14 protein-coding genes are annotated in these 14,331 nt (G+C 67.6%); 7 read left to right on the top strand and 7 right to left on the bottom strand.

All coding sequences use genetic code 11. The features are described 5' to 3' along the window. Window positions 1-55 precede the first annotated feature (55 nt). Window positions 56-796: a 5'-methylthioadenosine/S-adenosylhomocysteine nucleosidase gene (locus JGR78_RS07775; RefSeq protein WP_182804820.1), complete on the bottom strand. Its 741-nt coding sequence runs from the start codon at window positions 794-796 to the stop codon at window positions 56-58. Between the two features lie 241 nt (window positions 797-1,037). On the opposite strand from JGR78_RS07775, the gene JGR78_RS07770 reads away from it, so the two are divergent. Both JGR78_RS07770 and JGR78_RS07765 read left to right on the top strand, forming a co-directional pair. Further along, a complete protein-coding gene (locus JGR78_RS07770; RefSeq protein ID WP_182804884.1) occupies window positions 1,038-2,027 on the top strand; it encodes an extracellular solute-binding protein in 990 nt (329 codons plus the stop codon). 81 nt (window positions 2,028-2,108) lie between these two features. Continuing rightward, the gene (locus JGR78_RS07765) at window positions 2,109-3,194 is read left to right on the top strand and encodes a TRAP transporter substrate-binding protein (RefSeq protein ID WP_182804817.1); all 1,086 of its coding nucleotides are present in this window, start codon (window positions 2,109-2,111) and stop codon (window positions 3,192-3,194) included. Between the two features lie 28 nt (window positions 3,195-3,222). Here JGR78_RS07765 and JGR78_RS07760 read toward each other — a convergent pair whose 3' ends face one another. Together JGR78_RS07760 and JGR78_RS07755 are read right to left on the bottom strand one after the other, a co-directional pair. After that, complete coding sequence (locus JGR78_RS07760) at window positions 3,223-4,161, bottom strand: NAD(P)/FAD-dependent oxidoreductase (protein ID WP_234450917.1); 939 nt, start codon at window positions 4,159-4,161, stop codon at window positions 3,223-3,225. A gap of 16 nt (window positions 4,162-4,177) precedes the next feature. Then, window positions 4,178-4,924, bottom strand: a complete 747-nt coding sequence (locus JGR78_RS07755) for an SDR family NAD(P)-dependent oxidoreductase (RefSeq protein WP_182804882.1) — start codon at window positions 4,922-4,924, stop codon at window positions 4,178-4,180. A 125-nt stretch (window positions 4,925-5,049) separates the two neighbouring features. Here JGR78_RS07755 and JGR78_RS07750 point away from each other — a divergent pair, with 125 nt between their 5' ends. After that, complete coding sequence (locus tag JGR78_RS07750; RefSeq protein ID WP_182804815.1) at window positions 5,050-5,679, top strand: hypothetical protein; 630 nt, start codon at window positions 5,050-5,052, stop codon at window positions 5,677-5,679. A gap of 17 nt (window positions 5,680-5,696) precedes the next feature. Here JGR78_RS07750 and ppk2 read toward each other — a convergent pair whose 3' ends face one another. From ppk2 to JGR78_RS07730, 4 genes are all read right to left on the bottom strand, one after another. Next, a complete protein-coding gene (gene ppk2 / locus JGR78_RS07745; protein WP_182791945.1) occupies window positions 5,697-6,590 on the bottom strand; it encodes a polyphosphate kinase 2 in 894 nt (297 codons plus the stop codon). A gap of 1 nt (window position 6,591) precedes the next feature. After that, complete coding sequence (metA, locus tag JGR78_RS07740; RefSeq protein WP_182804813.1) at window positions 6,592-7,518, bottom strand: homoserine O-succinyltransferase; 927 nt, start codon at window positions 7,516-7,518, stop codon at window positions 6,592-6,594. Beyond that, a complete protein-coding gene (locus JGR78_RS07735) occupies window positions 7,518-8,378 on the bottom strand; it encodes an ATPase (RefSeq protein WP_182804811.1) in 861 nt (286 codons plus the stop codon). The genes metA and JGR78_RS07735 overlap by 1 nt, the downstream gene beginning before the upstream one ends. A gap of 99 nt (window positions 8,379-8,477) precedes the next feature. Further along, window positions 8,478-9,602, bottom strand: coding sequence for an OmpP1/FadL family transporter (locus JGR78_RS07730; RefSeq protein WP_182804809.1), 1,125 nt, complete (start codon window positions 9,600-9,602; stop codon window positions 8,478-8,480). 175 nt (window positions 9,603-9,777) lie between these two features. Here JGR78_RS07730 and JGR78_RS07725 point away from each other — a divergent pair, with 175 nt between their 5' ends. The 4 genes from JGR78_RS07725 (at window position 9,778) to JGR78_RS07710 (ending at window position 14,240) form a co-directional block, all read left to right on the top strand. Next, complete coding sequence (locus JGR78_RS07725; RefSeq protein ID WP_182804807.1) at window positions 9,778-10,773, top strand: tellurium resistance protein; 996 nt, start codon at window positions 9,778-9,780, stop codon at window positions 10,771-10,773. 72 nt (window positions 10,774-10,845) lie between these two features. Continuing rightward, the gene (gene guaB / locus JGR78_RS07720; protein ID WP_182804805.1) at window positions 10,846-12,294 is read left to right on the top strand and encodes an IMP dehydrogenase; all 1,449 of its coding nucleotides are present in this window, start codon (window positions 10,846-10,848) and stop codon (window positions 12,292-12,294) included. Between the two features lie 478 nt (window positions 12,295-12,772). Next, window positions 12,773-13,636, top strand: a complete 864-nt coding sequence (locus JGR78_RS07715; RefSeq protein ID WP_182804803.1) for an SDR family oxidoreductase — start codon at window positions 12,773-12,775, stop codon at window positions 13,634-13,636. 94 nt (window positions 13,637-13,730) lie between these two features. Next, window positions 13,731-14,240, top strand: coding sequence for a cytochrome c (locus JGR78_RS07710; RefSeq protein ID WP_182804801.1), 510 nt, complete (start codon window positions 13,731-13,733; stop codon window positions 14,238-14,240). Window positions 14,241-14,331: the final 91 nt, after the last annotated feature.

The raw sequence follows: 14,331 nt of genomic DNA, 5'->3' as shown, positions 1-14,331 counted from the left end.
CGGGCTGTCCTTTCCTGTCGAGCCGCTGCGAGGAAGATCGAAGCGGCACGCAAGGTCAAGCGCCCGGCTGCAGGATCGCATCGACTGACGCGGCCAACTTGTCCACCGCCTGCGCCAGCCGCCCGTCGATCTCGGTCAGGTAGCGTGTCCAGTCCATGTAGCCGCCAAGCGGCGCGGCCCCGTCCGAGATCCCGCGCAACCCGATCATCGGCAGGCCGAAGGCGAGGCAGGCCCGGCAGACGGCAAAGCTTTCCATGTCCACCATGTCGGCGCCGATGGGATCGTAGCCCGCGCCCGACACGATCGCCGCGCCGGATGACAGCCGCGCCTCGGGGATGCCGGGAATGCGGAAGGGGAGCGGCACCTCGGCCGGCAGATCCAGGCCCGGCGTGATGCCGGCCGGAAAGCCAAGGGCCGACACGTCCATGTCGCGATAGGACACCGAACTCGCCTGATAGACGCCTGCCTGCTCCAGATGCCGCGAGCCTGCGCTGCCAAGGCAGACGACCGCCTCGGGAAGCTCGTCCTTCGCCGCCAGTCGCGCCAGCGCCACCGAGACGACCAAGGCAGCCTCGACCGGGCCGATGCCGGTCAGCAGGGGCTTGATCCGCCGGCGCAGGGCAGGGCCGTATTCCTCGGGCGCGGCCATGACGAAGAGGATGCGGTGCCCGGCGATCAGGTCGGGATGGGGCTGTGCGTCGGGCCGGGCGTCCAGCCTGACAGGCCGCAGCGCGCCCAGACCGGCCGCCAATGGCTCGGCCGGGATCTCGGCCGAAAGATGGGGGATGTCGGACATCGCAAGCTCCTGCAGTCAGTGCTGAACCCCCGATTGGCAGAAACTTCGGGCCGGGGAAAGCGCGGGCCACGCCGCGTGAAATCTCACATCCGCGCCAGCCGCAGGCCGCCGGGCTCATGCCGCTTGCCCCTGTGGCGGCCCGCCGCTAGCGTCCTGCCAAGCATCAAAACCGGAGCCTGCCCCCGTGACCATTCTGCGCACCACCGCCATCGCGCTGGCCCTTGCTGCACCCGGCCTCGCCATGGCCGCCGACCCCGATCTGACCGTCTTCGACTGGGCGGGCTTCGAAGAGCCGGTGATCTTCCAGGGCTACATGGACAAGCACGGCAACAGCCCGACCTTCGCCTTTTACGGCGACGACGACGAGGCGTTCCAGAAGCTGTCTTCGGGCTTCCGCGCCGATGTGGCGCATCCCTGCAGCCAGATGGTGTCGAAATACCGCGACGCCGGGCTGATCGAGCCCTGGGACCCGGCCCGCATCCCTGCGGTGGCGGACATCGATCCGCGCTTCCTCGATTCCGAGGTGTTCCGGGATGCCGAGGGGCTGTGGTATATCCCGACCGACTTCGGCGCCACGGCTGTTGCCTACAACACGGAAAACGTGCCGGCCGAGGATGTCGCGACCCTGCAGGTCTTTGTGAACCCGGCTTATCAGGGCCGCACCAGCTTGCCTGATTCCGCCGACGATGTCTGGGCGCTGGCCTACCTGGCGACCGGCGTGACCGACTGGACCGAGGTCACGGACGAACAGTTCCAGGCCGCCGCCGACTGGCTGCGGCAGGCGCACCAGAACGTCACGGCCTATTGGGCCGACCCGGCGGAACAGTCGCAACTGATGGCCTCGGGCGCAGTGGACGTGGCCTGGTCCTGGAACGACGCGATCCCGCTGCTGCAGGCGGAAAACTATCCCATCGGCTTCCAGCGCGAGGCGGCCGAGGGCTCCTCGACCTTCTTCTGCGGTTTCGTGAACCTGAAGGGCGGTCAGGGCAGCGACGACAAGGTCTATGATTTCATCAACGCCTGGCTTGCGCCGGAAGCCGCCAAGGGCCTGCTGGACACCATCGGCTACGGCCACACCAACACCAAGGCGCTGGCGACCGTGGCGGACGATCCCCGCGTGATTGCGAACCTCAGTCCCATCGACGGGCCGGTGCTGGCCCAGACCCCCAACGACCCCGCCCAGCGCGAGCGGCAACTGGCCGAGTTCGAAAAGATCAAGGCCGGCTTCTGAGCCGCGCTTTTCCCCAAGTGAAAGGCGGCGGCCCCATGGACCGCCGCCCTGCATGACCGTCCCACCTGCATGAGAGATGCCATGAAACGCCGCGATTTCCTGTCCACCGCCGGCATCGGTTCCGCCGCCACGATGCTTGCCGCACCGGCGCTGGCGCAGGCGCAGCCCACGGTAAGCTGGCGCCTGACCTCGGCCTATCCGAACAGCCTGGAAACGCTTTACGGCATTTCCTCGCAGCTTTCGCAGCGCATCGGCGAGATGACGGACGGCGGCTTCCGCATCCAGGCCTTCTCGGCGGGCGAGCTGGTGCCGGGCCTGCAGGCGCTGGACGCGGCCAGCGACGGCACGGTGGAATGCGCCCATACGCTGGGCAGCTACAGCATCGGCAAGGACCCGACATGGGGCTTTGAAACCGCGCTGCCCTTCGGGCTGAACACGCGCCAGCAGACTGCCTGGCTGATGCAGGGCGGCGGGCTGGAGCTGATCAACGAATTCGTGGCCTCCTCCAACGTCCGGGTCATCCCCTCGGGCAACACCGGCGCGCAGATGGGCGGCTGGTATCGCAAGGAGATCAACTCGGTCGAGGATCTGCGCGGCCTCAAGCTGCGGATCGCCGGACTTGGCGGCACCATCCTGTCGCGGCTGGGGGTGGTGCCCCAGCAGATCGCGGGCGGCGACATCTATTCGGCGCTGGAACGCGGCACCATCGACGCGGCCGAGTTCTCGGGGCCGCTGGACGACGAGAAGCTGGGCTTCCAGCGGGTCGCGCCGCATTACTACTATCCGGGCTGGTGGGAAGGCTGCGCGAATGTCGGTCTCTACATCAACCTCGACGCCTGGAACGCGCTGCCCGCGCATTACCAGGCCGCGCTTGAGGCCGCCTGCGCCGAGACGCTGACCCATTGCGTGGCCAAGTATGACAACGGCAACCCGGACGCGCTGCTGCGGCTGATCCAGTCGGGCGCGCAGCTCAAGGCCTTCCCGGACGACGTGCTGGAGGCAGCCTTTGCCGAATCGCGCAAGCTTTACGCGGAATATGCCGAAAGCAACGAGAACTTCCGCAGGATCTATGAACCTTGGTCGGCTTATTGGCAGAAGCAGCAGCAATGGCTGCGGGTGGCCGAACTGCCTTATGACTATTTCAACTCCGGTCAGGTGAACCGCTAAGGCCCGGTAGGGGGCGGGTCGCCGCCCCTCAGTCCAGCATCTGCCCGTCCTGGTCGCGCAGGTCGTTATGGATGGCGACCGCCGCGCGAGTGCCGGTCCCGATGGCGAAGCCGATCTGGTCCAGCCCCTGGACTGCGTCGCCTGCGGCATAGATGCCGGGGATGGTCGTGCGTTGACGCTCGTCGGTGACGAAGCACTGGCCTTCCGCAAGCTCGATCCCCAGCATCACGCCCAGCTCGTTGCGCGTATGGGTGCCCAGCGCGACGTAAAGCGTGTCGAAGACCAGCCGCTGCCCGTCCTCAAGCGTGACCTGGACGCAGTCGTTGTCGAAGTTCAGCGCAGACATGGGCCTTTCGACGATGTCGACGCGGGCCTCGCCGGCCTGGTCGCGCTCGTCCTCGTCCAGCCGCATCCCGGTCATCGGGATCAGGGTGATGTCGCGGCTGTAGCTGCGCAGGAACATCGCCTCGGCCAGCCCGTGGCGATTGCCGCCAAGGACGCCGATGCGCTTGCCGGTCTGCTCATAGGCGTCGCAGATCGGGCAATAGCGCAGAAGACCGCGGGCCACCGCATCGGCATGGGTGGCCTCGTCCAGCGGCGGGCGATGGTTCACGACGCCGGTTCCCAGCATGACCGTCCGGGCGCTGACGCGGCCCTCGTCAGTCTCGGCCAGGAACAACTCGCCCTCGCGCGTGATCGCCGTGACCTCTCCGGGCAGCAGCGTCGCGCCATAGCGGGTGGCCTGCTCGCGCATGTCCTCCAGCAGGTTCACACCCGTCACGCCTTCGGGATAGCCCGGATGGTTGTGCGAGCGGGGGACCATCTGCAGCCGCCCCTCGCCCTTGTCCACGACCGCCACGCGTCGATGAAAGCGGCCAAGATAGATCGCAGCCGTCAACCCCGCGGGGCCGCCCCCGACGATGAGGCAGTCCAGCGGTTCGTCGGGCAGGGGCATCCGGTCGGTCATGTTCGCCTTTCCTGGCTCAACGCATCCGCAACGCGCCGTCGATGCGGATTGTTTCGCCGTTCATATAGGCATTTTCGACGATGAACGCGGCAAGGCGCGCATATTCCTCGGGCTCGCCCAGCCTTTTGGGGTTGGTGACCTCGGCGGCAAGGCTGTCCTGCACCTCTTGTGGCAGGCTGCGCAGCATGGCGGTGCCGAAGATGCCGGGCGCGATGGTGCAGATGCGGATGCGGTTGCGGGCGAGGTCGCGGGCGATGGGCAGGGTCATGCCGGCAATGGCGGCCTTGGACGCGGCATAGGCGGCCTGCCCGCTCTGCCCGTCGAATGCGGCGATGGAGGCCGTGTTGACGATGACGCCGTTCTCACCTTCGTGCCGGTTCTTCGACATTTCGGCGGCGGCAAGGCGCAGGACGTTGAAGGTGCCGATCAGGTTCACCTCGATGGTGCGGCGGAAGCTGTCCAGCTTGTGCGGCCCATCCCGGCCCACGGTCTTTTCCCCGATGACGATGCCTGCGCAGTTCACGCAGATGTCGATGCCGCCCATGTGGCCCACCGCCTGCGCAATGGCGGCGGCGACCGAATCCTCGTCGGTGACATCGGCGCGGGCGTAATGGGCGCCCATTGCCGCCACCGCCCCGGCGCCCGCCTCGTCGCGGTCCAGCACCGTGACCTGCGCGCCGCGCTGGCGGAAATGCTGCGCGGTCGCCGCGCCAAGGCCCGAGGCGCCGCCGGTGACGATGGCGCGGGCATTCGACAGGTCCATGGTTTCCTCTCCGGAAATGAACATCTGTTCAGATGCTAGGCCGCGCCTGCGGTGCGGGCAAGCGGGTCCGTCTTAACCATCCGTCAACCATCCTGACGGTAGACTTGGCGCAAAGGGGATCCCCGATGCGCCGTGTAGTCCTGCTGATCGTTTCGTTGCTGGCCCCCTGCGCCGGGGCTGCGGGGGATGGCACATGGACCCAGTTCGACGCCTGGAAGGGCGGTGCCCAGCTTGTCACCAACATCGAGCGGGGGCGGATCGTCTGGGGCTTCGGCCTTGGCCGCGACGACGGAGAGCTGTGGTCCCGCGCCTCGGCCCTCTACACCTGGCAGGTGGGCGACGACAGCGCGCCATGGAAACTGCGCGCCGGCCCCGCCCTGAAGGCCGAGGAGATCGCGTGGTGGCAGCGCGAGGACCATCGCTGGACCCGCTGCCTCGACGCCGAGGGCGAAAGCTGCGCGCGGCTGCAGGCCGGGATGCGGCTGTCGGCGGACCGCTGGGCCGAATACGGCCGCTGGGGCACCTTCGTGATGGCCGATTACACCGCCATCGACGATGCCGCGCTGCTGGTGGGCGGGCTGACGCATATGCCTTCGGGCCTGGGTGGACAGGTGTCGGTCTGGCACGAGGCGGGCGGAGAGGTGACGCCGACGCTGATGGCCTCGGCGCCCGTGACCCGACGGCTCCAAGTCCGGCTGGGCCACAAGTTCGTCGAGGACGAGACCTTCATCGGCCTCAGCTTCTCGACCTACTGACGCGGCCCGAGCCGGGGCTAGCGCCGCAGCATCTCCGGCCCGCCGGCGATCAGCGGATCGGGCGCGCCGATCAGGGCGTGATCCTTGCCGGCGTAATCCACCCGGCCCAGAACCGCCTGCATGGCCGCGATCCGGGCGCGCCGCTTGTCGTCCGACCGGATCACCGTCCATGGCGCCACCGGCGTGTGGCTGAGCGACAGGGTCTCGCCGATCGCCGCCGTGTAGTCGTCCCAGCGCCCCAGCCCGTCCACGTCGATGGCGCTGAGCTTCCACCGCTTCAGGGGGTCCTTTTCGCGGTCGAGGAAACGGCGCAACTGCTCGGCCCGGCCCACGTTCAGCCACAGCTTGACCAGGATGATGCCGTCATCCACCAGCAGCTTTTCGAAATCCGGCAACTGGCGGAAGAACTGCGCCCGCTGCGATTCCGAGGCGAAGCCGAAGACGCGCTCGACCGCGCCGCGGTTGTACCAGCTTCGGTCGAACAGCGCGATCTCTCCGGCGGCGGGAAGGCGGGCGACATAGCGCTGGAAATACCATTGCCCCGCCTCGCGCTCGGTCGGTCTCGGCAGGGCCACGACATGGGCCGAGCGCGGATTGAGGTTTTCGCGCATCACGTCGATGGTGCCGCCCTTGCCGGCGGCGTCGCGCCCTTCGAACAGCACGACCACGCGCTTGCCGCTGGCGATCACGTCGCCCAGCATCGTGACCATCTGTACCTGCAGGGCCTCGGCCCGGTCCTCGTAGTCGCGCCGGGACATCTCGTCGCGATAGGGATAGCTCGGGTCAAGGATGTCATCCGCGTCGGCCTTCTCGATCGCGCGGCGGATGGCGGCCGGGGCCTCGTCGCGGAAATACCGGCTGATCTGGCCGACAAGGGGGTTTTCCTGCGACGGAGCCGGCTTCTTCTTCATGTCATCCGCGTCCGATGTCGTTCAGGTCGAACGGCGTGGTCTGGTAGATCTCGTTGATCCAGTTGCCGTAAAGCAGATGCGCATGGCTGCGCCAGCGGTTCGACGGGCAGCCTGCGGGGTCGTCATCGGGATAGTAATTCGCGGGCACCCCGATAGGTTTCCCCGCAGCCACGTCGCGGTCGTATTCGTCCTTGAGGGTGCCGGAATCGTATTCCAGATGGTTGAAGATATAAAGCGTGCGATGCGCCGCATCCTCGACCAGGCACGGCCCGACGTGATCCGAGGCAAGCAGCGTCGTCAGTTCGGTCCGCGCGTCTATGTCCTCCTGCCGCACCTCGGTCCAGCGGCTGACCGGGATCAGCACGTCGTCGGAAAAGCCACGCAGGTAGGGCGAGGCGGGGGCGAGGTTGCGGTGGCGGAAGCAGCCGAAGGCCTTGGCGTCCAGCAGGCGCTTGGGCAATCCGTGGAAATGCCAAGCCATCGCCATGCCGCCCCAGCAGACTCCGAAGGTGGAATGGACATGGGTCCGCGTCCAGTCGAAGACGCGGCGCAGTTCGTCCCAGTAGGTAACCTCCTCGAAGGGCAGGTGTTCGACCGGTGCGCCGGTGACGATCAACCCGTCGAAACGCTCGCCCGCGGCCTCGACCTCGGCGAAGGCACGATAGAAGGACTCCATGTGGTCGGCGGCGGTGTTCTTGGATTCGTGGTCAGACATGCGGATCAACGACAGGTTGATCTGCAGGGGCGTTGCCCCGATCAGCCGGGCGAACTGGTTTTCCGTCTGGATCTTCTTCGGCATCAGGTTCAGCAGCGCGATGCGCAGTGGGCGGATGTCCTGCCGCGCCGCGCGGTCCGGGCTCATCACCATCACGCCCTCGGACCGCAGAATGTCGAAGGCGGGCAGGTTCTCGGGCAGGGTGATGGGCATCAGTCTTCCTTTCGGTCTTGCCGGTCGATCGCGGCGGCGATCAGATCGACGAAGTCTTGCGGGCCTGCCACACGGGCGATCTCGTCGGCCTCGACGATGACGCCGCGGCGGGCCATGGCCGCATAGCGGGGCTGCCGATGGGCCAGTGCGCGGGCATAGGTCCAGCGGATGAAGGCGTCGGGATCGACGGGGCCGGGATACGTGCGGCCATAATCCTTCCATGCGGCGGCGAGGAAGGCGGGCTGGTAATACATGGGCTTTGGCGCCTGGTCGAAGCGGTGGACGAGTTCCGAGGTATGTGCCTCGGTGCCGCGAATCCAGACCGGCAGCATCAGCGCGGCCAGCGCCCGCAGCACGGGATCGTCGGGGTTCTCGGGATCGACAACCTCGCAGATGGACCCCGAGGTATCGCAGACAAAGTGGCGGTAGCCGTAGATCTCTGCCGCGCGGGTGATGAAATGGTCCGAATCCAGCATCGCGGCGATTTCGGCGGCGCGGTGCTGGTCCTGCCGGCGCTTGTAGTCGTGGAAGGGCAGGCCACCCAGCGCCGGATCGCCCGGCTTGCCGAGATAGGTAGACAGCGGCGCGAGGTTGTCGAAGGTGATGTTCGACTCGATCCTGACCGAGTCCGTCATCAGCAACTCGCGCAGCAGCGGCACCTTCATGGCGTGGCGCTTGAAGTCATCGGCGATCAATTCGCCCATGTAGCGGGTGCCGATGCGGTAATCGACGCTGTAATGGAACCACGCGCCGGACCGGCGCAGCATCGACGCGACATGGGTCTTGCCCAAGCCCGACATCCCGAACAGCATCACCCGCTTTTCCGGGGCCTGAAGCCACGCCTTGCCGCTGGAATACATCTGCCCGCCCGTCCTGATCGCAACGGGCAGTTCCTAAGGGCCGTGGGGGGAAAGGAAAAGGCCCCGCAGGGGCGGGGCCTCTGGTCGGAATGGCGGCGGTCAGAAGCTGTAGCCGACCCGGACGCCGAAGCCGATGGCGTCGTTGTCGTCCATCGTGGCGACGTAGCGCTTGTTGCCGGTTTCGCCCACGCCGAGGTCCGCATCGCCCAGCTTGGTGTAGTTGATGCCGGTCGTGACCTTGAGGTTGTCCATCGTGTAGATCGCCGCCAGCGTGATCGCCTTGCGGCCGTCGGTCGGGGCCAGCGGAGAGGCGAAGCCGTCCTCGCTCGGCTCATACAGGAACGAGACCGAGCCGGCCCAGTTCTCGGTGAACTTGCGGCCGATGCCGATGGTATAGGTGATCGTGTCCTGGACCTCGACCAGCGGGACGCCTGCCCCGATGGGGATCGGGAACAGGAAGTTGTCCACCTTGAACTCCGACCATTTCACCCAGCGGACCGAGCCGAAGAGCAGCGTGTCGGCCGCAATGCCGGTCTGGCCTTCCAGCACCCAGCTGCGCGGGGTCTTGACCGTGTAGTCGCCCCGGAACGTCGCCGGCAGGGGGCCGCCGCTTTCGGTCATCCCGAAATCATGCTCGATCGGCGAGTTGTAGGTCAGCGACACGCGGGCCGCGATCGCGGGAATCTCATAGGCCGCGCCGACCACGTAGCCGACGCCCCATTCCTTGTCGATCTCAAGATCGTAGCCGGCGGTGGCCGCGTAGCCCGCGCCGTCCAGCCTCACCCCGCCATCGGCATGCGAGGCGCGGACACCCCCGTGGACCGAAAAGTTGTTCTCGAACCTGTAGCGCAGAAGCCCCGTGTAGGTGGTCGAGTTCACTTCCACCCGCGTGCCGCCCAGGACCGGCGATCCGTCGGGCGCCAGCGGATAGCGAAGGTCCGCGCCGAAGGGCTGTTCGATGATGAGCGCGGCCGACAGGTTCTCGTTGAACTGGTGCTTGTAGGCGAGGCCGAAGAAGCCGTAGCCCTGCGCCACGTCGCGGGTGGCAGCGCCCGCCACGTCGGTGCCGCGGACCGTGGGATTCACGCCGCCGAAGCTCAGTTCCGCGTAATTTCCCGGCTCGAACAGGATGCCGAGCGACTGGGGCGCCCGCTCGATTCCGCCGGCGAAAACCGGCGCGGCGGTCAGCAGCAATGCGGCGGTCGAGATAAATGTGCGTTTCATGATCTTTCCTCCCGAAAGTCCGCCTTTGAGCGGGTTCTTGCCTATCTTCTGCGATTTTCTGCCCGCTTCGGTCAATCAGCACCGACACATGACGCGGCGTATGGGGCGCGCATCCGGGCGCTGCGTGGCGCAACCGCCACGCTTGCATCCTTGCGAAGGCCTGCGATCATGGGGCATGAGCCGCGAACGCCTGCATTTCGCCATGCCCCGCCCGGTGCCGCCCGGCCGCTTCCGCCGCGTGCCTCCGGTGATGTTCCTTGCCGTTCTGGCCGCGCTGGAACTGGGCCTTGCCTGGGTGGTCGGCGCAGGGGCCTTCGCGCTGCCCGCCGGGGCGGGGCAGATGCTGGCCGGGATGATCGCCGCCATCGCTGCCTTCGCGCTCTTCGCCTATGGCTGCAAGCTGGCGCGCCGTCCTTCGGTGATGACGGAGGAACTGGCGATCCTGCCGGGCAGGGCAGGGGTCGGCGCCGCGATGCTGTCGCTTTACCTGTTGGGGGGGCTTGTCGGGGCGACGCTCAGCATCGGCGCCGGGCGATTGCTGCTGATCCTTGGGTTTCTTCTGCATGGCTGGACAGTCGTTGCCATGCTGCCCCTGCTGCGCGACGGCCCGCCCGAGCGCCGCATGGTCTCGCCGGACTGGCACCTGAGCCTTGCCGGTCTTGCGGTGGCGGCGCAGGCCGGGATGCTGCTCGGCTGGCCCGTGCTGGCGTGGCTCGGCATGCCCGCCGCCATCGGCGTGCCGCTGATCTGGATGCTGAGCGTCCGGCAACTGCTGCGCCTGCGCGTTCCGGCCCCGCTTCGGCCGCTGCTGGCGCTGCATCTCGCGCCCGTCCCGGTGCTGGCGACCGTGCTGCTGGCGGTCGACGCGACGACCTTGGGTGCGGCGCTTGCCTGGCTGGCGCTGGTCGGCGTGCTGGCGATGCTGGCCGGGGGACGCTGGCTGCTGGCGGACGGCTTCTCGGCCTTTTGGGGCGCCCCGGCCCTTGCCCTGTCGGCGACCGCCGCCGCCTGGGTCGCCCTGTGGATGGCTGCGCCCGGCGAGGCGCATCGCCTGATCGCGGGGGTGCTGCTGGTGCTGGCCACGCTGACCGTCCTGCCGGTTCTGGCGCTGGTCCTGCGTGAATGGATGCAGGGCCGCTTGCCCGCCCGGTCCAACGCCGCGATCGCCTGAGCCGCCGCTGGACTTTTCGCCCGGCGCGTGAAAGGGGAAACTGCCAAACGAAACCCTGACAGGATCATCCCCATGCAGATTCGCGAGGCGCTGACCTTCGACGACGTTCTTCTGGTTCCCGCGGCTTCCAGCGTGTTGCCCTCGACCGCGGATGTGACCACCCGCGTCTCGCGCAACATCCGCATGAACATCCCGCTGGTCAGTTCCGCCATGGATACGGTGACGGAAAGCCGCATGGCGATCGCGCTGGCGCAGGCGGGCGGCATCGGCGTGATCCATCGCAACCTGACGCCGGAACAGCAGGCCGACGAGGTCCGCCGCGTCAAGCGCTTCGAATCCGGCATCGTCTACAACCCGATCACCCTGTCGCCCGACCAGACGCTGGCCGATGCCAAGGCGCTGCAGGAAGAATACAACGTGACCGGCTTTCCGGTCGTTGACGCGACCAGCCGCGTGGTCGGCATCGTCACCAACCGCGACATGCGCTTTGCCAGCGACGACCGGACGCCGGTGCGGGTGATGATGACCTCGGACAACCTTGCGGTCCTGCACGAGCCCGCCGACCGCGAGGAAGCCATCAGCCTGATGAAGGCCCGCCGGATCGAGAAGCTGCTGGTCACGGACGGGCAGGGCAAGCTGACCGGCCTTCTGACGCTGAAGGACACCGAGCAGTCGGTCCTGAACCCGCTGGCCTGCAAGGACGACTTCGGCCGTCTGCGGGTCGCCGCCGCCTCAACGGTCGGCGACGAAGGGTTCGAGCGGTCCTCGGCCCTGATCGAAGCGGGCGTGGATCTGGTGGTCATCGACACCGCGCATGGCCATTCCGAGGGCGTGGCGCTGGCCGTCAGCCGGCTGAAGAAGGCCTTCTCGGATGTCGAGATCTGCGCGGGCAACGTCGCGACCGCCGAGGCCGCCCGCGCGCTGGTCGATGCCGGCGCGGATTCGATCAAGGTCGGGATCGGGCCGGGCTCGATCTGCACCACGCGCGTGGTCGCAGGCGTGGGCGTTCCGCAGTTGACCGCCATCATGGACGCGGTGGCGGGCGCGGGCGACGTGCCGGTGATCGCGGACGGCGGCATCAAGTTCTCGGGCGACTTCGCCAAGGCCATTGCGGCGGGCGCCACCTGCGCCATGGTCGGCAGCGCCATCGCCGGGACCGACGAGGCCCCCGGCGAGGTGATCCTGTACCAGGGCCGCTCGTTCAAGTCCTACCGCGGCATGGGCTCGCTGGGCGCCATGGCCCGCGGCTCGGCGGACCGCTATTTCCAGAAGGACGCGGCGTCCGACAAGCTGGTTCCCGAGGGGATCGAGGGGCAGGTCCCCTACAAGGGCTCGGTGGCGGCGGTCCTGCACCAGATGGTCGGGGGCCTGCGCGCCGCGATGGGCTACACCGGCAACGCCACGATCGAGCAGATGCGCGGGGGCTGCCAGTTCGTCCGCATCACCGGCGCGGGGCTGAAGGAAAGCCATGTGCACGACGTCCAGATCACGCGCGAGTCGCCGAACTATCGGCTGGGGTGATCGACAGGCTGTCGGGATTTGAACTGGTGCTCGCCTGACCATCCGAAGGGTCAGGCCAACGCTCTCGACTGGGCGGGCAGGAACGGCGATCCGCCTGATGCTTCCTCACGCCATCATGTTGCAGCAGCCCGGCTTGGGGCTGTCCGGTTCAGTTTCCGGCCTTTCGTCGAGCAACCCGGTTCTCCGTCATCAAACGTCCTGACCGATCCGGCCCTTCGCAAGCCGCTCCGGTCAGGGCCTGACCCCGGACGTGCGATTGCTGCATCTGCTTGCCATGTCCGAGGACGGGTGACATGGCACCGCGCCCTGTCTCGAACAGGTCCTGTGCGCCCGATCCGAGGGGACAGGCCGCCACTCTGCCGGCGCTACCCGGACAGCCCCGTGGATCCGGCCTGCTGCCATGAGCGTTCGACCGTGCCGGCGGGATGCAGCCTGCTTCGGTTGCGGCCGGCCGCAACGAACCACGAGGGAAGACGGCATGAGCAAAAGCGTTCTGATCACCGGCGCGCGATCCGGCATGGGGCGGGCGACCGCGCTTCTTCTTGCCCGAAGCGGCTACCGCGTCTTTGCGGGCGTCCGCGAGGGCGAGGCGGAACTGATGGATGCGGCGCGGGCGCAGGGTGCCGGGCTGACGACCGTGCGGCTGGACGTGCAGGACCCGGCTCTCGTGCGCGAGGCCGTGGCGCAGGTGGTCGCACAGGCCGGCGGCATCGACGTGCTGGTGAACAACGCGGGCTTCGGGCTGCTGGCCACGGTGGAGGACGGCACCGACGACGAGATGATCCGCCAGTTCGACGTGAACGTCTTCGGCCTGCTGCGGGTGACGCGCGAGGTCCTGCCCCACATGCGCGCGGCGCAGGGCGGCGTCATCATCAACATCTCGTCCTTTCTCGGGCGCATGGGGCTGCCGCTGCTGACCCATTACAACGCCAGCAAATACGCGGTCGAGGGGATCACGGATTCCCTGCGGCTTGAGGTGGGGCAGTTCGGGATCAGGGTGCATTCCGTCCTTGCGGGCCTGTTCGGGACCAATTTCGTGCGCAAGGGGCTGGTGGCCAATCCCGACACCACATCGGGGGATTCGCCCTACCGCGACCTCGTCGGGCATTTCGTTCCCGTCGTGGCCGCCGCCATCAACGAAGGGCCGTTGCCCCAGCCCATCGCCGAGGCCGTGAAGGCGATCATCGAGAACGAGCAAAGCGACATCGCCGTGCCCGTCGGCGCCGAGGCGGAAAGTTTCGTGCCCCTGCGCCGCAGCCTGCCGGACAAGGAGTTCGAGCAGCGCATCATCGAAACCTTCGGCCTGCCGACCGCCGGGGCGAAAGGCGCGGCGAAGGCCTAGGCGGCTGTTCTCTGCAGGACCGCTCTCAAGGTGGGGTGGTCACAAGTGACAATACGATCTTGACCCGCGAACCGGGGACGGCACTCTGCCCGGCATGGCCATCACTCGTTCATTCGCGCCCCGGCCCGCCTGGGGGTGGTGGCTTTGCGTCATCGTCGCCGGTCTGGCCGTTGCGGCGACGTGGTTCTTCAGCCGCTCGCCCGACCTGCAGCGCGGAGCGGCGCTTTACGCCGCGCATTGTGCATCCTGTCATGGGACCGGGCTGGAAGGGCAGCCCGACTGGAAGATCCCCGATGCGGAGGGGGTCCTGCCCGCGCCTCCGCATGACGAGACCGGGCATACTTGGCATCATGACGATGCCATGCTGGCGGATTACATCCGCCGCGGCGGTCAGGCGGTGTTGGATGACATGGGGGTGCCCATGACATCTGGGATGCCCGCCTTTGGCGACGTCCTGTCGAAAGATGACATCGCCGCCATCCTTGCCTTCATCAAGTCGCGCTGGCCTGAAAGGATGCGGGCGATCCAGGCCGGACGGAACGCCGATCGGGGCCTCACCGACGCGCTTTCCAGGCCCGGACGAGAGGAAGGTCCTCTGCCCTGATGAGCACCTGATCGCGGAAACCGCCCCTTTCCGGCTTGCAGGCGGCGTCGGGTCCGACGAATGCAGGAGAGTTGACGAAAGGACGTGGTGG

This window comes from Paracoccus sp. MC1862 (assembly GCF_016617715.1).
Taxonomy (GTDB): domain Bacteria; phylum Pseudomonadota; class Alphaproteobacteria; order Rhodobacterales; family Rhodobacteraceae; genus Paracoccus.
The sequence above is the reverse complement of the archived record's forward strand: the minus strand, read 5'-3'. Positions and strand labels throughout refer to the sequence as shown.